The organism is Kocuria marina, from assembly GCF_000786655.1.
GTDB lineage: Bacteria > Actinomycetota > Actinomycetes > Actinomycetales > Micrococcaceae > Kocuria > Kocuria marina_A.
This window is the reverse complement of record NZ_JROM01000058.1, coordinates 20,259-40,636: the sequence shown is the minus strand read 5'-3', so window position 1 is coordinate 40,636 and position 20,378 is coordinate 20,259. Positions and strand designations below refer to the sequence as shown.

The following is a 20,378-nucleotide window of genomic DNA, read 5'->3' as shown; positions in this document are numbered from 1 at the left end:
CACCCACGAGAAGGACACATCATGACGAATCCCGCTGACCGGACAATGACGTCCTCGGGCTTCTACGTTTCGCAGGAAGCTCCGATCACCACCGACAACCCCGTCAAGACCCCGTCCGTGCCCGCGCCGGACATCCTGCGCTGCGCGTACATGGAGATCGTGGTCACCGACCTCAAGCGTTCCCGTGACTTCTACGTGGACGTGCTCGGCCTCACGGTCACCGAGGAGGACGAGAACACCGTCTACCTGCGCTCGCTCGAGGAGTTCATCCACCACAACCTGGTGCTGCGCCAGGGCCCGGTGGCCGCCGTGGCGGCGTTCTCCTACCGCGTGCGCACCCCGGAGGACCTGGACAAGGCCGAGGCGTTCTACCAGGAGCTCGGCTGCCGCGTGGAGCGCAAGAAGGACGGCTTCGTCAAGGGCATCGGTGACTCCGTGCGCGTGGAGGACCCGCTGGGCTTCCCGTACGAGTTCTTCCACGACGTGGAGCACGTGGAGCGTCTCGCGTGGCGTTACGACCTCTACACCCCCGGTGCCCTGGTGCGCCTGGACCACTTCAACCAGGTCACCCCGGACGTCCCCCGCGCGACCAAGTTCATGCAGGACCTGGGCTTCCGCGTGACCGAGGACATCCAGGACGAGGAGGGCACGGTCTACGCCGCGTGGATGCGCCGCAAGCCCACCGTGCACGACACCGCCATGACCGGCGGCGACGGTCCCCGGATGCACCACGTGGCGTTCTCGACCCACGAGAAGCACAACATCCTGGCGATCTGCGACAAGCTGGGTGCGCTGCGCCGCTCGGACATGATCGAGCGCGGCCCCGGCCGCCACGGTGTCTCCAACGCGTTCTACCTCTACCTGCGCGACCCGGACGGGCACCGCGTGGAGATCTACACGCAGGACTACTACACGGGTGACCCGGACAACCCCGTGGTCACGTGGGACGTCCACGACAACCAGCGCCGCGACTGGTGGGGCACCCCCGTGGTCCCGTCCTGGTACACGGACGCCTCCCTCGTGCTGGACCTGGACGGCAACCCGCAGGAGGTCGTGGCCCGCACCGAGGAGTCCGAGCTCGCCGCGACCATCGGCGCGGACGGCTTCTCCTACACCCGCCCCTCCGAGGGCGAGGAGTCCATGCCCGAGTGGAAGCAGGGCGAGTACAAGCTAGGTCACCAGCTCTGACCATTCGGCTTCCACCACCGACGACGACGCCGGGACGTTCCGTGCGCGGGGCGCCCGAGCGGCGTCGTCGCCGGTGATACCCGACCAACGCGAGGGAGACACCATGCTGGAGAAGGAACGCATCACTAAGATCGCGGACGATCTGGCCGCGGCCGAGCGCGAGCGCACCATGATTCCGCGGCTCACGCAGCAGTACCCGGAGATGACCGTGGAGGATTCCTACGCGGTGCAGAACGAGTGGCGCCGCCGCAGCGAGGCCGCCGGACGTCGGCTGGTGGGGCGCAAGATCGGGCTGACGTCCAAGGTCATGCAGGAGGCCACGGGCATCACCGAACCGGACTACGGGGCGATCTTCGCGGACCAGGTGTACGAGAACGGCTCCGTGATCCGCCACGACCAGTACTCCAACGTGCGCATCGAGGTGGAACTCGCCTTCGTGCTCCGGGACGAGCTGACCGGGCCGAACGTGACCATCTTCGACGTCCTGCGCGCGACCGAGTACGTGGTCCCGGCGCTGGAGATCCTGAGCTCGCGCATCGAGATGGAGGGCCGCACGATCGTGGACACCATCTCGGACAACGCGGCCCTGGGCGGAATGGTCTACGGCGGCAACCCCGTGGCCCCGGACGCCGTGGACCTGCGGTGGGTCTCCGCGCTGCTGTACCGCAACGAGAGCCTCGAGGACACCGGCGTGGCCGCGGCCGTGCTCAACCACCCCGCGAACGGTGTGGCGTGGCTGGGCAACAAGCTGGCCGCGCACGACGACACCCTGCCCGCCGGGAGCATCGTGCTGGCCGGTTCCTTCACCAAGCCCATGTGGGTCCACCCCGGGGACACCGTGCACGCCGATTACGGAGATCTGGGGGCCATCACATGTCGGTTCGAGTGAACGATCTGCTCCACGCGTTCCGCGCGGAGGACGCTCCCAACCTGCCCGGTGTGCTGCCGAGCCTCAAGGACCTCTTCCCGCTGGCCTCCGGTGAGCAGCCCGTGATCGGGATGTTTCACTCCTCCGGGGATCCCGCGGCCGCGGAGATCCTGGCCGGGACCGGTTTCGACTACCTGCTGATCGACGGCGAGCACTCGCCGCTGTCGCTCGAGACCATCCAGTCCGTGCTGCGCGCGATCGCCGCCTACCCCACGCTCGGGGTCGTGCGGGTCCCCGAGAACAGCGAGGTGCTCATCAAGCAGTACCTGGACCTCGGGGCCCAGTCGCTCGTGGTGCCCATGGTCGACTCGGTCGAAGAGGCGCAGGCCGCCGCTCGGGCGGTGGCCTATCCGCCCGGGGGTGTGCGCGGCGTCGGCTCCGCCCTGGCCCGCTCCGGCCGGTGGAACCGGATCCCTGGGTACCTGACCCGGGCACGCGAGACCATCACGCTGATCGTTCAGGCGGAGTCCGCTGCTGCCGTGGAGAACGCCGCCGCGATCGCCGCCGTGGACGGCGTGGACGGTGTGTTCATCGGCCCGTCGGACCTCGCCGCGTCCATGGGGTTGCTCGGTCAGCAGACCCACCCGGACGTCGTGGCCGCCGTGAAGCACGTGATCCCGGAGGTGAAGGCCGCAGGCAAGTTCGTGGGCGTCAACGCGTTCGCCCAGGACCAGGCGCGGGACTACCTCGCTTCGGGCGCGGACTTCGTGAACGTGGGCGCCGACGTCGCTCTGCTCGCCGCCGGCAGCAAGGCCCTGCTGGAGGCGTTCCGGAAGTAGCCGCCGAGGGCCGGCGTCGCGCCGCAGCTCTCGGGCCCGGCAGGCCATCCGCGCACTTCGAGGCACTCCGAAGCCACCGGCGATTTCTGGGGCAGCTAAAGCCAGGCACGATTTCCTAGGCACTCCAAAGCCACTCCCTCGCCGGATACTGGCTCCAGGGTGCCCAGAATTTCGATCCTGGCTTCCGCGTGCCCAAGAATTCACGCGGCACCCATTCGGGCGCCCCTCAGGGACAGCCCCAACATTTGAGGCACGCCGAAGCCCGCCGGAGAAGTTTCAGGCACCGCGAAGCCCGGGAACGTGGTGTTCCCGGGCTTCGCAGTGCCTGGAATGTTGTGTGTCAGGCCAATCGCATGTCAGTCCATGGAGATGCTGTGCAGCATCGCCTGAATGGCGGGGACGTCCGGGTGTGTGGCGACCGTGGTGTTCAGGATGTCGACCAGTTCCTCATCGGTGACGAACCTCCCGGTCGTGTTGACCGGGCCGGTGGAGAACTCGACCCACAACTCGCGACCCGTCTCGCCTCCCGCCAGGCTCACCAGGCCGGAGGAGTTGACCTGTGAGAGGCCGAAGAGCACGGTGTCGTCGCCCGGACCCTTGTCGCTGCGGAGGTACGCGGAGTACGTGCTCACCTGCGCGCCGATGTCCTCGGACAACGGTGTGGTCTCACCGGGCACCGTGTAGCGGGGGGACGTGAACCAGTCCTCGCGCAGCGGTCGCACGTCCGTGGTGGCGATCCGACCCATCGCCTGGCCCGTGGGGCTCGTGAGCTCCAAGTACCCCTGATCCGTCTTCGCGGTCCACGAGGCGGGATACTTCATGCTGAAGGCCCCGTCCGGCGCGGTGTAGGTCTCGGTCAGGGCGATCGTGTCACCTGTCTGGCCGCCCGGCGCGGGCTCGGCCGGTGCAGTGGTAGCGCCGGGCGCCCCGACCGGCTCGGAACTCGCATCCGGCGCGGAGGGCGTGGACGGTGCGGTCGTTCCGGAGTCCCCGGGCTGTGTCGCCGACGGCGCGACGGACCCGGCGGGCGACGTCGCCGACGGCGCGGTGGAGCCCGCAGTCGACGTCGCGGTCCCGCCCGATTGCGGCGGTGCGGTGCTGTGCGTGGTGGTATCGGAGCTCGTGGGGGTGGCCGCGCCGTTCGAGGCAGTGCACCCCGTCAGGGCGAGGGCGGACGTGATACCGAGGGTGATGGCCCAGTTGCGGGCTGTGTTGTGTGTCATGGCTCCAGCGTGGATCCGAGCCATAGGGTTTGCAATAGTGAACCGGAAAGTGTGATGCACTTGTGGTGTAGTTCACCTAAGTGTTTGCCGTTGTCGCACGGGTGTTCTCGAGTGATGGGATCGGCGTGCCCACTCGGATCACCCCGCGAAAAAACATCAGTGCGGTCATCCCGGCAACCCACCGGAATGACCGCACCGGCCACTCTCCCCGCGCTCTTTGCCCCGCCTCGACGAACTGCAGGCGGGTCGTCCCTAGTGGACGGCCCGGATGGACTTGAGGATCGCGTCCACCGTGCCGGCCTCGTCCGTCTCGTTGATCTGATTGACCAGCTTGACCCCTTGGCTCTGGGACAGGGGTCGGTTCCCCTCGTTCACGGGGGCGTAGTAGAACTCCGCCCACAGCTCGTCCCGTTTGTCCCCGCCCGGGAGGGACACGATGCCCTGGCCACCGGACTCCGTGAGCCCCCACAGGATCGAGTCGGTGCGCTCACTACGCGGCGGGGCCGGGACGTAGGTGGAGTACGTGAACACCTGGGTGCCCACCTGCTTGCTCAACCCGGTTTCCTCCCCGATCAGGGGGTGGGTGGGGCGGGTGAACCAATCGCCCTTGGGGGGGCGGACCTTGGTGGAGGCCACCTTGCCCTGGACCTTCCCGTCCGGGCTGGTCAACTCCAGGTACCCGTTGTCCTTCTGGACCTTCCAGGACTTGGGGTACTTCACCGTGAACAATTTCGCCGGATCCGTGTACGTCTCCGTGAGCTCGTAGACGTCCGCGCTGTGGTCGGCATCCGGCGTGGCACTCGCCCCGGCTTGCGGAGTGCCGGACTGCGCCTCACCGGACGGCGAGTCACCGGACTGGGGCTGTGTGCCGCTCGCGTCGGTGCTCGTCTGCTCCCCGCCCTGCGGGGTGCTCCCCTGGGTGGCCCCGGCGGCGTCGTTGCCCGGGCCGGAATCGTTGCTGGACCCGCATCCGGTCACTGCGAACGCCCCGACCAGGGCAAGGGTGGTCAGCCATGTCCGAGGTGATGTCGTCTTCGCCATAGCAAACAGACTGACAACTTATCCGGGTCGCTGCAATGCCACATCCGCGTTGTTAATCAACCCGTGATTTTTCATTTTCATAGAACGCAGTTCCGTCCTCGCGCAAACCTGCGGTGACATGGGAGAACGCGGTTCATGGCGGCGTCGAACTCTTAAGGGGACAACACTGTTCCTTTTGGGGGACAACGAGCGAAGTGTCCATGAACATTGCGGCGTCAGCGCGTGGGGGAGCCGGGTCCGAGCGGGATGCCCAGACCCCACCAGGCCAGGAAGAACAGGAACCACACCACGAGCATGGCCAGGGAGAGGGGCAGCACCATGGACATGAGCGTGCCGATCCCCGCCTTGGGGTACCAGCGCTGGATGAAGCCCAGGGTCATGGCGAAGAACGGGTTCAGCGGCGAGAGCACGTTGGACGGGGAATCCCCGATGCGGAACAGCATCTGCGTGGTCTCCGGGGGGATGGACAAGTACATAAACATGGGCACCAGCACGGGTGCGGTGAGGGTCCACTGTGCGGAGCCGGACGTGATGAACAGGTTGATCACGGAGATCAGCACCACCATGCCCGCGAAGAGCACCACGGGCGGGACCCCGGCGGAGCCGAGCACCCCGGCGGTCTTGATGGCCAGTACGGTGCCCATTTTGGACCAGTCGAACCACGCGATGAACTGGGCGGCCGCGAAGAACAGCACGATTAGGGGTGCCACCTGGGTGATCGCGGAGGCCATCATGGGCGGCACGTCCGAGGCCTTGTCGATGGTCCCGGCCACGATCCCGTAAGCGATACCGCACACAAAGAACAGCAGCCCGATGGGCACCGCGACACTGCTGATCAGCACCGAGGTCAGGGGGGTGCCGTCCTCCCCGGGGAACGGTGTGCCGGGGATGAACAACAGGGTGAAGTAGATGCCCAGGCCCGCGACGAGCGTTCCCACGGCGGCCCACAGGGCGGTGGTCTCCCGCCGGGACGTGACCGTCAGGGTCTGGGCCGTGAAGGTCTCGGCGTGCTCGCCGTCGCCGGCCTCGGCCGCCCGTGCGGCCTCCGCCTCGGAGCGTTCCGCCGCGTGGTACTTCTTGGTCATCCGGGTCAGGACGGTCTCCGAGACCAGGGTGATCACGAGCGCGAGCACCACGGCGGAGGCCGCGGAGAAGAAGTAGTTGGCGATGGGGGAGACCGTGTACTCGGGATCCACGAGCTGCGCCGCGGACTAGGTGATCCCGCCCACCAGCGGATCGGTCAGGTTGACCACGAGCGAGGCGTTGAAGCCGGCCGAGGACGAGACGAACGCGATCACCGCGCCCAGCACGGCGGAGCGGCCGGCCGCCTTGAACGCCGCCGCGCCCAGGGGGATCAGCACCACCACGATCGCGTCCGAGGCCACGGAACCGGTGACACCCGTGAGCGCGAGCACGAACGTGAGCCATCCCGCCGAGACGCGGGAGACCACGAGTTTCACCGCGGTGTTGATGAGCCCGCTGCGTTCGGCGACGGCCACGCCCAGCAAAACCGTGATCACCACCCCCAGGGGCGGGAAGGAGGCGAAGTTCTCCACGGCGTCGCCCACCATGGCCTGCAGCCCCTCGGACGTCAGCAGGTTGTGAACGGTCTCCACGTCCCCGGTCGCGGGGTTCTGCGCGGTGACACCGGCCGTCGCGAGTACCGCGGACAGCACCGCCACGAGACCGGCGAGAATCACGAAGAGCCAGAACGGGTGCGGCAACTTGTTGCCCACCCACTCGACGCCGTTCAGGAACCGCAGCAGTGCGCCGTCGCGCCCGGACGTTCCCGAGGGCGGTCGGCCGCCGGGCGCGGGGTCCCGCCCCGGGTCGAGGGCGGGCGAGCTGCCGGCCGCGGCGTGCACGGTGGACGAAGGGTCGGTCATGGCCCGGTTCTTCCGTGGTCGGGGACGCGGCACCTGCGGTGCCCGGAAAGCCCGAGACTATCAAGGCCGCGCAAACACGAGCGCCCGGTCGAACGGGTGTTCGACCGGGCGCGCATGCGGGACCGCCGTCAGTTGTTCGGCAGGTCCTTGGGCGTGAGGTAGCGCTCGCCGTCCTCGGTGGTCTCGAGGTCGTAGTCGCGTTCCTGCTCCTGGACGCGCTCCTCGACCATGTGCGAATGCCGTACGGGTTCGATGTCCGGCATCTCCTCGGAGCGCTCGTACTGGGCGTTGCCCTCGTCGAAGACCTCGCCGTCCACGTCCGGGCGGTCGGCGGGGTTCGCAGAGATGTTCGGGTTGGGGTCCCCGGACCTGGGCTGGAACTTCCGCGTCCCGGCCAGCGCCTCCGAATCGACCTCGCGGGCGCTCTGCTCGTCCACGGTGCCCTCGCCCACGTTGGGGAAGCCGGTCTCCTTCAACGCCTTGGGCGGCTTGCCGTCGTCCGCGGTGTGGTCATCACGCACGACGTCGCGGTCGTCACGGACGGTGCGCTCCTCGACGACGTCGCCGCGATCGGTCGCGTTCACCGCGCCGTCGACAGTGGTCGAATCGGTGGTGCCCGCGGGGGCGACGGTGGTGCGACGGACCGCGCCGGGTTGGTCGGGGTCCCCTTCCGCGGAACTCTCATCCGGTTGGGTGTCGCGGCCGGCGCGGGAGTCGTCGTGGCCCTGCACTGTGGTGGGCTGGTCGGGATCGTCGATCTGACCGGCGGACGCGATGGGATCCGGGTTCTCGGGTTGCTGAGTCATGACGTGCCTCCTGTATTGTCCGTGGCGCTAACCACTGTGGTGCTTCCCATCTTGGCACCGAGGTGGGGAAACCGTAAGTACCGTGATGGATGGTTCAGCCCTGAGGGGACGTCTCCACGGGGCGGTCCGTGTGGGAGTACTGGGACCAGCTCCCGGGGAACAGCCGTCCCGTGCCGAGTCCCGCGTGCTCGGCCACGAGGAGGTTGTGGCACGCCGTCACACCGGAGCCGCAATAGGAGATCATGTGGTGCGCGTCCGTGACCCCCGCGCGCTCGAATCGCTCCCGCAACTGCTCCACCGGTTGCAGGGTCTGTCGCTCGGTCAGGTGCTCACGGCACGGGACGTTCACGGCACCCGGGATGTGGCCGGAGCGCGGATCCACGGGATCGGGGGTGTTGCCCGCGAACCGTGTGCGGTCGCGCGCGTCCACGACCAGCGGGCCGTGGACCGCCTCGTCGATGCTCGCGAGCGCGTCGGGCGGCCACGGCACCGGGGTGAAACGTGCCTCGGGGAGGACCGTGCGGCGTCGTTCCAGCTCGCCGGAGCCTGCGGCAGACAGGCCGCCGTCGAGCAGCGCGGCGCGGTGGCCCGTGGTGCGCAGCATCCAGATGAGGCGCGCGGCCATGACGTTGCCGGCGTCGTCGTACGCGACCACCGTGGTGTCGTCGCCGATGCCCGCCCGGGACATCGCCGCGGCGAAATCCTCGGGGGTGGGCAGCGGGTGCCGACCCTTCTCCGGGGAGGCCGGGGCCGCGAGCGCGGTGGCCACGTCCACGAACACCGCGCCGGGCAGGTGTCCCTGCAGGTAGGCGGCCTCCGCGCTGCGTCCGTCCAGGTACATGCGGGCGTCGGCGAGCACCACGTCCTCGCGGTGCTCGCCGAGCCATTCGGGTGACACGAACGGGTCCATGACCGTCTCCTCCACTTCCTGCGACGACGTCCTCCGACGACGACGCCGCGTGCTGTCTCCCAGCCTAGGCCCGGTACGTGCGTCCCTTCACGAGGAACGCGGGATGACCGATAAGCGCCGGTTATGGCAGGAGGTGGTCACCAGCTCTGTTCCTGCTCGAGCGCGGGATCCGGACCCACGGCGTCCCCGGGTCGCGCCCACGTGGCGGGGTCCAGCAGGACGTCCTTGACGCGCAGGACGGCGGGGGACAGCGATTGCTGCGTGCGCCAGCCGACGACGGCGGTCTGTGGCGGCACGCTCTCCCGCACCTTCCGGATCACGCACTTGGCACCCATGATCTCCCGCACCTGCTCGGGCACGAGCGCCACCCCGCGCCCGGCCGCCACGAGCGGGACACATGTCTGTAGCGTGGACACCTCCGTGACGGCCGCCGGGCGGGTCGTGGGGCGTTCGCGCCACACATTGGCCAGTAACTCCGGCAGCCCGGACAGTCCCGGGTAGCGGGCGGGCACGAGCCACGTCTCGGACGCGAAATCTGCGAGGGACACGTAGGGCGGCAGGGTGTCCATGCTGCGCGGCAACAGCACCACGAGCGGCATGGTCAGCAGGGGTTCCAGGCTCAGATCCGCGCCGTGGATCCGCCGCAGGGCGGAGACGTCCGAGGTCAGGACCACCCCCAGATCGATCACGCCCTCGTGCAGCGTGCGCAGGGTGATGTCCGGGGAGGGGTCCCGCAGGTCGATGTCGATGTCCGGGGCCGCGTTCTCCACGATGTTCAGCGCGTGGGGCAGGTGCCACCACTCGAATGCCGGCGCCACGGACAGCGTGACCTGACCCCGCCGGCCCTGGGCGATCGACCGCATGCGCGCTGTGGTGGACGCGAGGTCGTGCAGGATGCGCCGGGCGTCCGTGGCGAGTTGTTTGCCGGCCTCGGTGGGCCGGGTGCCGCGTGCGCCGCGGTGCAGCAGCGGCACGCCGCATTCCTTCTCGAGTTGCTTCACGGTGTTGCTCAGAGCCGGTTGCGTGATCCGCAGGGCCGCGGACGCGGCAGTGAAGCCCTGGTGGTCCACGACCGCGAGGAAGTACGTGAGCTGGCGCGTATTCATAATGTTTCCTTATGTCTGCCTAGAAAAAATTGTCTTGAATCTATGAATATGGTGTGCACCACACTGGAAGGACATCAGGATCGTCCAGTCAAGGCAGGTTTCCCATGTCCATCCAGCGTTCCGACTCAGCGCCCCGGCCGATGGTCTTCGAGCACACGACCCTGGGACAACGTGTCCTGTTCGGCTCGGGCAAGGCCGCCGAACACCTCGCGGCCGAACTCGACCGCCTCGGCGCCACGCGCCCCATGATCATCGCGGGGGAGCACGAAGCGGAGCTGGTCCGGCAGGTCGCCGAGCGTGCGCAGCCCGCCCTGACGTGGAACGACGTCGTCCAGCACGTCCCCGTGGAACTCGCCGAGCGCGCGCGGGACGCCGCACGCGAGGCGGACGCGGACGCGCTCGTCACCGTGGGCGGCGGCTCCACCACGGGGCTGGGCAAGGCCATCGCACTGACGTCCGGGCTGCCCCTCCTGGCCGTGCCCACGACCTACGCGGGCTCCGAGGCCACCAGCATGTGGGGTATGACGGAGGACCGCACCAAGTCCACCGGCCTGGACCCCAAGGTACTGCCCGAGGCCGTGATCTACGACGCCGAACTCTCGCGTTCCCTGCCCGTGGGCCTGTCTGTCGCGTCCGGGCTCAACGGGCTCGCGCACTGCGTGGACTCGCTGTGGGCGCCCAAGGCCGATCCCATCAACCAAGCGCATGCGCTCGAGGGGGCGCGGGCACTCGCGATCGCCCTGCGGGGGATCGTGAAGGACCCCGAGGACATGCACGCCCGTGAGCAGGCGCTCTACGGCTGCTACCTCTCCGCACTGTCGTTCGCGTCCGCGGGGTCGGGGATCCACCACAAGATCGCGCACGTGCTCGGGGGGACGTTCAACCTGCCCCACGCCGAGACCCACGCGACCGTGCTGCCGTACGTCCTGGCGTTCAACGCCCCGGCCGTCCCGGAACTCGCCGGCCGCCTCGCCGCCGCGCTCGGGTACGAGGGCACCGTGGCCGGTGGGGAGGCCCGGGCCGCCAACGACGCACTGGCCGCACTGCGGAAGGACCTGGACGCACCCCGGGCGCTGTCCGACGTCGGCTTCACCGAGGAGGACGTTACCGAGGCCGTGGAGCGCTCGCTCAAGGCCATCCCGGAGTCCAACCCGGTCACGCCCACGACCGAGAACCTCACCGTGCTGTTGCGCGCGGCCCTGCAGGGGGAGAACCCCTCGGTGGTCACGGCCGCGACCGGTGACGCGTCCGACAGCACCGAGAGTGAGGAGCAGTGCCAGCGCGAAGCGCAACTCACCGAACAGGTCCTGGCGTCCTTCGACGAGTCCCCCGACCAGCGCCTCGCGGAGGTGCTGCGCAGCGTCGTGACCCACGCCCACGCCGTCGTGCGCGAGACCCGGCTGACCGAGGACGAGTGGAACGCCGCGATCAAGTTCCTCACCGACGCGGGGAACATCACCACGGACACCCGCCAGGAATTCGTGCTGCTCTCGGACGTGCTGGGCATCTCCATGCAGACCATCGCCGTGAACAACCAGGCCTACGAGGACGCCACGGAAGCCACCGTGTTCGGCCCGTTCTTCGTCCAGGACGCCCCGCGCATCGACCAGGGCGAGGACATCGCCGGAGGTGCCCCGGGCCAGCCGTGCTGGGTCGAGGGAACCGTCAAGGACACGGACGGCAACCCCGTGGCGGGTGCGCGCATCGAGGTGTGGGAAGCGGACGACGAGGGTCTGTACGACGTCCAGCACACCGACGGCCGGGTCTACGGTCGTGCATGGCTCGAGTCCGACGACGACGGGACGTTCCGTTTCTGGGGCCTCACACCCACCCCGTACCCGATCCCGCACGACGGGCCCGTGGGCAAGATGCTGCAGAGCACCGGGCGCTCGCCGTACCGCGCCGCGCACCTGCACTTCATGGTCTCGGCCCCGGGGCGGCGCACGCTCGTGACCCACATCTTCGTGGAGGGCGATCCGCAGCTCGAGGCCGGCGACTCCGTGTTCGGCGTCAAGGACTCCCTGATCAAGACATTCGAGACCCACGACGCGAACGAGCCCACCCCGGACGGTCGCAGCCTGGACGAGAGCTGGGCCAGTACCCGCTTCGACGTGGTGCTCGCCCCCGAGGACGTCTGAGCCCACCTCTTTCCCCTCCACCGCAAGCGCCGTGCCGTCACGGCCCGGCCGGATCGTCCTCCGCCGTGGTCGCGGACGGCACCGAGCTGCCCGTGGACGAGCGGGACGCCGAGCTGTACTACCGTCCGACGACGCGCCCCGGCTCGCGGCTGCCCCACGCGTGGCTCGGGCTCGCTGACCCGCGGGAACCCAGCGTGTCCACGCACGACATCTGCGGGCACGGCCGGTTCACGGTGCTCACCGGGATCAACGGCGCCAAGTGGGCGAACGCCGTCGAACGGGTGGCCGAGGAGCTCGGCATCCCGCTCACGGCCCACGTGATCGGGCCGGAGCAGGAGTACGAGGACCTTTACGGTGACTGGGCCGGACTGCGCGAGGTCGCGGACGACGGCATGGTGCTCGTGCGCCCCCACAACCACGTGGCCTACCGTTCGCACGGGATGGCCGAGGATCCCGCGGCCACGCTGACCGAGACGCTGCGCGCGGTGTTGGGCAGCGGGGAGGGTGCGCTTCAGGGCGGCCGGAGCTCCGTGAGTGCTCGCGACGCTTCCGAGCAGGACTCCGGGGGCGCTTCCGAGCAGGGAACGCGGGACGCTTCTCAGCAGGGGGCCCGGGCATGAACGTCGCACCGCGGCCACTGAGTCGGGAGGACGCCTCCCGTTACGCCACGCGCGTGACCCTGCTGGGGACCTCCGGTGGGCCGCCGTGGTGGGACGGCTCCGACCGGGTGGGCATCTCCACGCTGCTCACCGTGAACGGTTCGCAGTACCTCATCGACTGCGGTGAGGAGTGGGGCCCGTCCTACCGCCGCTGCGGGGAGTCCACTCCCGGGTACCGTGGAGCATGACCAAAAAACTGATGACCGCCCGCCGCAGGGCCCACCGCGCCGCGCTGTTCACCGGATTGGCCCTCACGGGGATGGGCACCCTGCACCTCGTGAAGCCGGAACCCTTCGATCACCTGATCCCCGAACAGCTGCCCGGCACCGCGCGGCAGTGGTCCATCGGCTCGGGGTTCGCGGAACTCGGGACCGCTGCGCTGCTGCTCATTCCCGCCACGCGCAAGGCCGGCGGGGTGGCCGCGACCGCCTTGTTCGTGGGCGTGTGGCCCGGCAACTTCAAGATGGCGTGGGACTGGCGCCACGCGTCCGCCGCGAAGCAGGCGATCTCCCTCGGCCGCCTCCCGCTGCAGATCCCCATGATCATGAGCGCGGTCAAGATCGCAAAGAACGCATAGGTCCCGGGGTCGCCCCGCACCCGCGGGCGGTCGGGTGGTTCCGCGTGGGACGCGCCGTCGACGTCCGCGCGGAGACGACCCCCGCGCCCCGGCAGCACTTCCGGACCCCTGCGCCGCCCGGCTACCGTGACTGACATGCGTATCGCACTCGGCCAGTTGCTCAGCACCCACGACTCGCAGCGGAACCTCGAGCGCGTCCGAGAGCTCGCGCGCCGCGCGGGGGAGGACCGCGCGGACCTCCTCGTGCTGCCCGAGGCCACGATGTTCGCGTTCGGTCGCAGCCTCGAGGACGTCGCCGAACCCCTCGACGGCCCGTGGGCCACCGCGGTCTCCGAGCTCGCGCGCGAGAACTCGGTCGCGATCGTCGCCGGCATGTTCACCCCCGGCGACGGCGATCGCGTGCGCAACACCGCGGTGATCGCCCTCCCGGACGGCACCGTGCGCGGTTACGCCAAGATCCACTTGTACGACGCCTTCGGTTTCCTGGAGTCGGACACCGTGGACCCCGGCGACGAACCGGTCACCTTCTCCGCGGGCGGCCTCACGGTGGGGGTCGCCACGTGCTACGACATCCGTTTCCCGCGCCTGTTCACACGATTGGCGCACGACGGCGCCGTGGTCACCGTTCTCGGCGCGTCCTGGGGTGACGGGCCGGGCAAGGTCGCGCAGTGGGAACTGTTGGCCCGCGCGAGAGCCCTGGACACGACGTCGTACGTGGTGGCCGTGGGACAGGCGAACCCCGAGTCGGTGGGGGAGGAGAACCCGGACAAGGCGCCGCGCGGTGTGGGGCACAGCCTGGTGGCAGCCCCGGACGGCTCCGTGGTGGCGGAGCTGGGAGACGCCCCGGACTACACGGTCGTGGACCTGGACCCGGAGCTCGTGGAGCGGACGCGCAAGGCCATCCCGGTGCTGCGCAACGCGCGCGAACTCTGAGACCCGGGAGGCTGTGCGCGGTGGGTGAACGAGCGCTGACAAGGCTCGCGGCCCGTGCCTACAGTGGGCAGTGGCACGTCATAAGCCCCCTGACTTGTGCGCGTGGACCGTCATATTCGAGCAGTCCGGAGGTCAGAATCATGGCTGATGCCACTCAGAACAACCACCCCGTCCGCTTCGCCGTGGTGGGCGTGGGACAGATCTCCCAGCAGGCGTTCATCCCCGGGCTCTCCCGGATCGAGGACGCGGAGCTCGCGGCCCTGGTGACCTCGAGCCCGGAGAAGGCGGAGGCACTGGGTCAGGAATTCGGCGTGGCCACCTACTCCTACGAGGAGTACCCCGCGCTGCTGGAGTCCGGCGACATCGACGCCGTGTACGTGGCCACCCCCGTCTTCCGGCACCGCGAGTTCGCGGAACCGGCGTTGAAGGCCGGGATCCACACCCTGCTCGAGAAGCCCATGGCCACCTCCGTGGAGGACTGCCAGGCCATCACCGACGCCGCGAAGCAGAGCGGGGCCACCCTCATGGTCGCCTACCGCCTGCACCAGGAACCCGCGACCGTGGAGATGATCGAGAAGGTCCGTGACCAGCAGGTCATCGGTGACCCGCGATTCTTCACCGCCACCTTCTCCCAGGACATCACGGAGGAGAACCACCGCGGTCACTCCGGTTACTGGGGTGGGCCCATCCCCGACATGGGGACCTACCCGCAGAACATGGTCCGCAACCTCTTCCACGACGAACCCGTGGAGGTCTACGCCAAGGGTGTCCGCACCCCGGGCCGCGAGTTCAACTTCGACGACACCGTGGCCGTGACCCTCACCTTCCCGGGTGAACGGGTGGCGCAGTTCACCATCAGCTACGCCTCCGAGTCCGCCGAGCAGTTCACCGTGGCCGGGACCAAGGGCGAGATCAGCGCCCAGCCGTGCTTCGGTTTCGGTCCGGGCGTGGGCATCGAGTACACGCTCACCCAGGAGGGCTCCTCCGAGAGCTTCGCCCACGACCCCGTGGAACAGTTCGGTGGCCAGACCCAGTACTTCGTGGACTGCCTGCGCCGGGGCGAGGCTCCGGAACCGGACGGCGAGGAGGGCATGCTGGACGTGCGCGTGAACGAGGCCGTCCTCGAATCGCTCGAGACTGGCCACCCCGTGACCCTCGAGCCCTATCAGCGGGAACGGACGGTGACCTCCGAGCAGGTCCGCCGCGTCACCCCCGCGGACGAGCCGGAGGACGACGAGCTCGTGGACCAGGTTCCCCAGAACGGCTGATCTCCCGCATCCCGGGTCCCTTGACGAACGGACGGCGCTGCCATGACACACCAGTACATCCATGAGACACGGTTGTCCCAACCCCGGGAGCAGGTCTTCGCGTGGCACGAGCGTCCCGGCGCCCTGCCCCGGCTGACCCCGCCGTTCGGTGGGGGCCCCGACCAGGTGCGCCAAGCGCCGTCGGACGGGATCGAACCGGGCTCGGAAGCCAAGCTGGGGATCTCCGTGCCCGGGACGTTCGGCCTGGTGCACCTGCCCTGGACAGCCGAACACGGTGAGTGGGATCCGCCGCGGTACTTCACGGATCGCATGGTCAGCGGGCCGTTGGGGGAGTGGGAGCACCGGCACGTCTTCGAGGAGACGGAGAACGGCGGGACCCTGGTCCGGGACCAGGTCACGGTGCGCCCACTGCCGGAGTGGGCGGGCAAGCTCAACGACCTGGGTGAGCGCGTGATGACGCCGCAGCTCGAGCGGATCTTCGCCTACCGGGAACGCCAACTGCGTGCCGACCTGGACTTCCACGACCAGCACAACGGGCCCCGGCTCACCATCGCGGTGGCCGGTTCCTCCGGGCTCGTGGGCACCCAGGTGTGCGCGCTACTCGAAACGGGCGGGCACACGGTGCTCCGTCTCAAGCGCGGTGGCGCCACCGGTGAGGGTGTCATCGGCTGGGTCCCGGACGAAGGGGTGCTGAACCCGCACGATCTGGAGGGGGTCGACGTCGTCGTCCACCTGGGCGGCGAAAGTATCGCTACGCGTTTCACGCCCGCGAAGAAGCACGAGATCATGCGCTCGCGCGTGGACAGCACCAACCTGCTCGTGCGCGCGCTGGGCCAGGTGTCGGCCGAGAAGCGCCCGCGCGCGCTGGTGGTCGCCTCCGCGATCGGTTACTACGGCACCGGGCGGGGGGACGAGATCCTCACGGAGGACTCCGCGTCCGGGGACGGTTTCCTCGCGGGGGTGTGCCGGGAGTGGGAACATGCCGCGCACGGGGCCGCCGTGTACGGCATGCGCGTGGTCAACGTCCGCACCGGTCTGGTGCTCTCACCCACGGGTGGCCTGCTGAAACCGCAACTGCCCCTCATGGAGGCCGGTCTGTCCGGGCCCATGGGCGGCGGGAAGCAGTGGCAGAGCTGGATCGGCCTGGACGACATGGCCGGCGCCGTGGCCCACCTTGCGCTGAGCGACGACGCCGAGGGCCCGTTCAACGTGGCCGCCCCCGAACCCGTGCGGCAGAAGGAGTTCGCCAAGACCGTGGCCGGTGTGTTGCACCGCCCCGCGGTGGTCCCCACACCCCTGGCCGGTCCCAAGGCCGTCCTGGGGGCGCAGGCCACCGAGGAACTCGTGGCCGCGAGCCACCGGGTGGACGTGAGCAAGCTCCTGGCCAGCGGCTACCGGTTCCGCAACGAGGACCTGCGCAGCTGCGCCGAGCACATCCTGGGCCGCACCCGCTGAGGTCGCGCCCGCCCGCTCAGATGTGGACGCCGAACACCGCGGGGACCGGGCTCCAGCGGTCGGGCGGTGTCCCTCTCCTCCCCGGGAGCGGATTCGGTATCCTTTTCCCGTGACATCTCAACACAACCGGCCCGCAGCGTACTTCGGTGCGCTCCCCTCGGCCGATGACAAGGAGTCGGACAGTCCCGGGCAGCGCCGCTGCTCCCCTGACATCCGCTCGTTCGGTTCCCCGTTCCCTTCCCGCACCGGTGCGGTGTGCATTGAGGTGAGCTGGTGCTGACGGCCTGGCTGCTCCTCCTCGTCTTCCTCCTGCTGGTCCTCGCCAACGCCCTGTTCGTGGCGGTCGAGTTCTCGTTCCTCACCGTGGACCGCCAAGCGGTCCAGCGCGCGGAGGCCGAAGGCGACAAGCGCGCCAAGACCATCGAGCAGAGCCTCAAGAAGACCTCCACCAACCTTTCCGGTGCCCAATTGGGCATCACCGTCACGAGCCTCATGGCGGGCTTCCTCACCGGCCCCAGCCTGGGCACCCTGCTCAGCGAGGGTCTCGGGTGGACCGGTGTGCCCGACGCCGCTGCGGTGGGTATCGCGACCACCGCCGCGTTCATCGTCGCGACCTTCACGCAGATGGTGTTCGGTGAGCTGGTCCCCAAGAACTGGGCCATCGCGGACCCCCTGCGAGTTACCCACGTGGTCGTGCTGCCGCAGAAGATCTTCATGGTGGTCTTCGGCTGGCTCGTGACCATGCTCAACAGTTCGGCGAACGCGGTGCTGCGCATGCTCGGTTTCACGCCCACGGAAGAAGTGGCCAACGCGCGCACCGCGGAGGAACTTGCGTCCGTGGTGAGCCGTTCCGGACGTGAGGGCACGCTGGACGCCGGCACCGCGGAACTCGTGGCCCGGTCCATCGAGTTCGGTGACCGCACGGCCGCGGACGTGATGCGTCCCCGCCCCCGGGTCACCTTCCTGGACGCGGACGACACCGTGGAGCACATGCTGCTCACCGCGTCCGAGTCCGGTCACTCCCGGTTCCCCGTCACGGGGGAGTCCGTGGACGACATCGTGGGCGTGGTGCACTACACCCACGCGCTCGCGGTCCCGTTCGAGGAACGCGCGGTACTGCGCGTCGCGGACGTGTGCGTCCCCGCGGACGTGGTCTCCGAATCCATGACCCTGGACCCGCTCATGCGTCAACTGCGCAACAAGGGTCTGCAAATGGCCGTGGTCGTGGACGAGTACGGCGGCACCGCGGGCATCGTGACCCTGGAGGATCTCATCGAGGAGATCGTGGGGGAGATCGACGACGAGCAGGATACCCGCGTGCAGCGCTTCCGCCGCACCCGTGACGGCGGCCTGGTGGTCTCCGGACTGCTGCGCCCGGACGAACTGGGCGACGTGCTGCGCGTGGACATGCCCGAGGGCGAGGAGTCCGACACCCTGGGCGGTCTCATCGCCGAGGAACTGGACCGGCTGCCCAGCGTGGGCGACAAGCTCACCCTGGAAGCGATCGACCACATCCACCGCGACGAGGACGACCTGCCCACCAAGGCGCAGATCCACCTGGCCGTGGTGCGCATGGACCAGCACCGCGTGGACCGCATCGTGGTGCACCGCGAAGGTGGCAATCCGGACGAACGGGGCGGTTCGACGTCGTCCACGTCCTGGCGCCCACCCGGGCGGCCGGACCCGCTGGGCGGTGAGAACCGCGATCCCGAGACCGCGGAGGAGTTCCGGGTCTCGCACGGTGACCGTGTGGGCGCCGCCGGTTTCCACCGGGACGAGGACGTGTCCGTGGAGGACCCGCGTGAGGAGCAGCAGCGATGACCACGAGTACCGCCATCATCGTCCTGGTCCTGCTCCTGGCGGGCAACGCGTTCTTCGTGGCCAGCGAGTTCGCCATGGTCTCGGCCCGCCGCGACCAGCTCGAACCCCGCGCCTCGGACGGATCCAAGTCCGCGAAGTACGCCCTCAAGGGCATCGAGAACGTGTCCGTCTCGCTGGCCGCCACGCAGCTGGGGATCACCGCGTGCTCCCTGCTGATCGGTGCCGTGGGTGAACCCGCGATCGCGCACCTGATCGAGGTGCCCCTCGAGGCCGCGGGCGTGCCGTCCGCGCTGCTGCACCCGATCGCCCTGGCGATCGCGCTGCTGATCGTCACGTTCCTGCACATGGTGCTGGGCGAGATGGTGCCCAAGAACATCGCGATCGCCGTGCCCAGCCGCGCGGCGCAGGTGCTCGGCCCGGTGCTGCACGGCTTCGTGGTCGTGTTCCGCCCGTTCATCTGGATCATGAACGAGACCGCCAACCACCTGGTGCGCTGGGTGTTCCGGGTGGAGCCCAAGGACGAGGTCGCCTCGTCCTTCACGTCCGACGACGTCCGCGGTTTCGTGGCCGAGTCCGGCCGTGAGGGCCTGCTCGACAACGACGAGATCCGCTTGCTCACGGGCGCGCTGAACTTCGAGAACAAGACTGCCGCCGACGTCGCCCTGCCCCTCGCGGGCATGCGCACCGTCCCGTCCGACATCACCGTGGCCGGGGTCGAGCAGTTGTGCGCGGAGACGGGCTTCTCGCGCTTCCCCGTACGGGACGTGAACGAGCGGCTCATGGGCTACGTCCACACGAAGGACGTGTTGGGGCTGCCCGAGACCGCCCGGGAGCAGCCGATCCCCGCGGCCATCATTCGCCCCTTCGCGCGCGTGGCCCCGGAGGACAAGCTGCGCAAGGTCACCCGCACCATGCAGGCCAACGGCGCGCACTTCGCGCTGCTCGGCCAGGTGGCCCGGGACTCGCGCACCACGGACGAGTCCGTGTACATCGTGGCGCTCGAGGACGTGCTGGAGGAACTCGTGGGCGAGGTCCGCGACGCCACCTCCAAGGCCGATCAGGACTCCGCCGCATGAGCCCGCGGAAGCTGTACCGGATCGCCGCGACCGCCGAGGCCGTCACGTGGGCGCTGCTGATCCTGGGCATGATCGCCAAGTACGGATTCGGTGCCGGTGACCTCCCCGTGCGCCTGGCCGGGGGGATCCACGGGTTCGTGTTCCTGAGCTACTGCGTCTCCACCGTGGTGGTCTGGACGGACCGGCGCTGGCCGGCCGCCACGGGCGTGCTGGGCCTCGTGCTCTCCGTGGTCCCGTTCGCCACGGTGCCGTTCGAGCAGCACGTGGAGCGCAAGGGCCTGCTCGCGGACGAGTGGCGCGTGGCCCCCGCGGGTCACGCGCGCACCGGGGCCGGCACCACGTCGGACGGACGGGTTGCGGGGGACGACGACGCCCGCGCCACCTCCGCCACCCCCGGCGGGGTCCCGAGCCGGCTGCGTGAGCCCGCCCGCACTCCCGCGGAGCGGCTGCTCGCGGTCATCCTGCGGTGGCCCGTGCTCTCCGCCCTGGCCCTGCTGGTGTTCGTGGTGGCGCTGTTCTCGGTGCTGCTCACCGCGGGCCCGCCCACCGAGTGGTTCTCCTGAGGGGAGCCCCACGGTGGCCCG

The 20,378-nt window shown here is 69.4% G+C and carries 18 protein-coding genes and 1 pseudogene; 13 read left to right on the top strand and 6 right to left on the bottom strand.

All coding sequences use genetic code 11. From position 1 onward, the window contains the following. The first annotated feature begins 21 nt into the window (after positions 1 to 21). The 3 genes from hpaD to AS25_RS12725 all read left to right on the top strand — a co-directional run bounded on the left by hpaD (position 22) and on the right by AS25_RS12725 (position 2,895). Positions 22 to 1,188, top strand: coding sequence for a 3,4-dihydroxyphenylacetate 2,3-dioxygenase (hpaD, locus tag AS25_RS12735; RefSeq protein ID WP_035965615.1), 1,167 nt, complete (start codon positions 22 to 24; stop codon positions 1,186 to 1,188). Between the two features lie 103 nt (positions 1,189 to 1,291). Then, entirely contained in the window at positions 1,292 to 2,077 is a 786-nt protein-coding gene (gene hpaH / locus AS25_RS12730) for a 2-oxo-hept-4-ene-1,7-dioate hydratase (protein WP_035965614.1), read from the top strand. Between the two features lie 110 nt (positions 2,078 to 2,187). Further along, a complete protein-coding gene (locus AS25_RS12725) occupies positions 2,188 to 2,895 on the top strand; it encodes an aldolase/citrate lyase family protein (protein WP_253270599.1) in 708 nt (235 codons plus the stop codon). Positions 2,896 to 3,251: 356 nt separating this feature from the next. Here AS25_RS12725 and AS25_RS13945 read toward each other — a convergent pair whose 3' ends face one another. The 6 genes and pseudogenes from AS25_RS13945 to AS25_RS12695 form a co-directional block, all read right to left on the bottom strand. Next, positions 3,252 to 4,118 carry a hypothetical protein gene (locus tag AS25_RS13945; protein WP_052160991.1) on the bottom strand — a complete coding sequence of 289 codons (867 nt, stop codon included), beginning with the start codon at positions 4,116 to 4,118 and terminating at the stop codon, positions 3,252 to 3,254. Positions 4,119 to 4,370: 252 nt separating this feature from the next. Next, a complete protein-coding gene (locus AS25_RS12715) occupies positions 4,371 to 5,159 on the bottom strand; it encodes a hypothetical protein (RefSeq protein WP_216594124.1) in 789 nt (262 codons plus the stop codon). Positions 5,160 to 5,374: 215 nt separating this feature from the next. Continuing rightward, positions 5,375 to 7,045 (bottom strand): annotated as a pseudogene (locus tag AS25_RS12710) (AbgT family transporter). 128 nt (positions 7,046 to 7,173) lie between these two features. After that, the gene (locus AS25_RS12705) at positions 7,174 to 7,851 is read right to left on the bottom strand and encodes a hypothetical protein (protein ID WP_052160990.1); all 678 of its coding nucleotides are present in this window, start codon (positions 7,849 to 7,851) and stop codon (positions 7,174 to 7,176) included. 94 nt (positions 7,852 to 7,945) lie between these two features. Then, positions 7,946 to 8,761: a sulfurtransferase gene (locus tag AS25_RS12700; RefSeq protein WP_035965734.1), complete on the bottom strand. Its 816-nt coding sequence runs from the start codon at positions 8,759 to 8,761 to the stop codon at positions 7,946 to 7,948. 137 nt (positions 8,762 to 8,898) lie between these two features. Next, positions 8,899 to 9,867, bottom strand: a complete 969-nt coding sequence (locus AS25_RS12695; RefSeq protein WP_052160989.1) for a LysR family transcriptional regulator — start codon at positions 9,865 to 9,867, stop codon at positions 8,899 to 8,901. Positions 9,868 to 9,971: 104 nt separating this feature from the next. On the opposite strand from AS25_RS12695, the gene AS25_RS15630 reads away from it, so the two are divergent. The 10 genes from AS25_RS15630 (at position 9,972) to AS25_RS12645 (ending at position 20,357) form a co-directional block, all read left to right on the top strand. Continuing rightward, on the top strand, positions 9,972 to 12,005 hold the full coding sequence (locus AS25_RS15630) for a maleylacetate reductase and hydroxyquinol 1,2-dioxygenase domain-containing protein (protein ID WP_437123717.1): 2,034 nt from the start codon (positions 9,972 to 9,974) through the stop codon (positions 12,003 to 12,005). Positions 12,006 to 12,070: 65 nt separating this feature from the next. Further along, positions 12,071 to 12,625, top strand: a complete 555-nt coding sequence (locus AS25_RS12685; RefSeq protein WP_035965613.1) for an aromatic-ring hydroxylase C-terminal domain-containing protein — start codon at positions 12,071 to 12,073, stop codon at positions 12,623 to 12,625. Beyond that, positions 12,622 to 12,852, top strand: a complete 231-nt coding sequence (locus tag AS25_RS12680; protein ID WP_035965611.1) for a hypothetical protein — start codon at positions 12,622 to 12,624, stop codon at positions 12,850 to 12,852. Before AS25_RS12685 ends, AS25_RS12680 begins: the two co-directional genes overlap by 4 nt. Then, positions 12,849 to 13,241 carry a DoxX family protein gene (locus AS25_RS12675; protein WP_035965610.1) on the top strand — a complete coding sequence of 131 codons (393 nt, stop codon included), beginning with the start codon at positions 12,849 to 12,851 and terminating at the stop codon, positions 13,239 to 13,241. The genes AS25_RS12680 and AS25_RS12675 overlap by 4 nt, the downstream gene beginning before the upstream one ends. Before the next feature lie 135 nt (positions 13,242 to 13,376). Further along, positions 13,377 to 14,174, top strand: a complete 798-nt coding sequence (locus AS25_RS12670; protein WP_035965608.1) for a carbon-nitrogen hydrolase family protein — start codon at positions 13,377 to 13,379, stop codon at positions 14,172 to 14,174. 140 nt (positions 14,175 to 14,314) lie between these two features. Then, positions 14,315 to 15,442: a Gfo/Idh/MocA family protein gene (locus AS25_RS12665; RefSeq protein ID WP_035965606.1), complete on the top strand. Its 1,128-nt coding sequence runs from the start codon at positions 14,315 to 14,317 to the stop codon at positions 15,440 to 15,442. 42 nt (positions 15,443 to 15,484) lie between these two features. Further along, a complete protein-coding gene (locus tag AS25_RS12660; RefSeq protein WP_035965604.1) occupies positions 15,485 to 16,897 on the top strand; it encodes a TIGR01777 family oxidoreductase in 1,413 nt (470 codons plus the stop codon). Between the two features lie 273 nt (positions 16,898 to 17,170). Then, on the top strand, positions 17,171 to 18,718 hold the full coding sequence (locus AS25_RS12655; protein WP_035965601.1) for a hemolysin family protein: 1,548 nt from the start codon (positions 17,171 to 17,173) through the stop codon (positions 18,716 to 18,718). Beyond that, positions 18,715 to 19,794, top strand: coding sequence for a hemolysin family protein (locus AS25_RS12650; RefSeq protein WP_035965599.1), 1,080 nt, complete (start codon positions 18,715 to 18,717; stop codon positions 19,792 to 19,794). The genes AS25_RS12655 and AS25_RS12650 overlap by 4 nt, the downstream gene beginning before the upstream one ends. Further along, positions 19,791 to 20,357 (top strand): DUF3817 domain-containing protein, encoded by a 567-nt coding sequence (locus AS25_RS12645; protein WP_035965597.1) that lies wholly within the window; start codon positions 19,791 to 19,793, stop codon positions 20,355 to 20,357. The genes AS25_RS12650 and AS25_RS12645 overlap by 4 nt, the downstream gene beginning before the upstream one ends. Positions 20,358 to 20,378 lie beyond the last annotated feature (21 nt).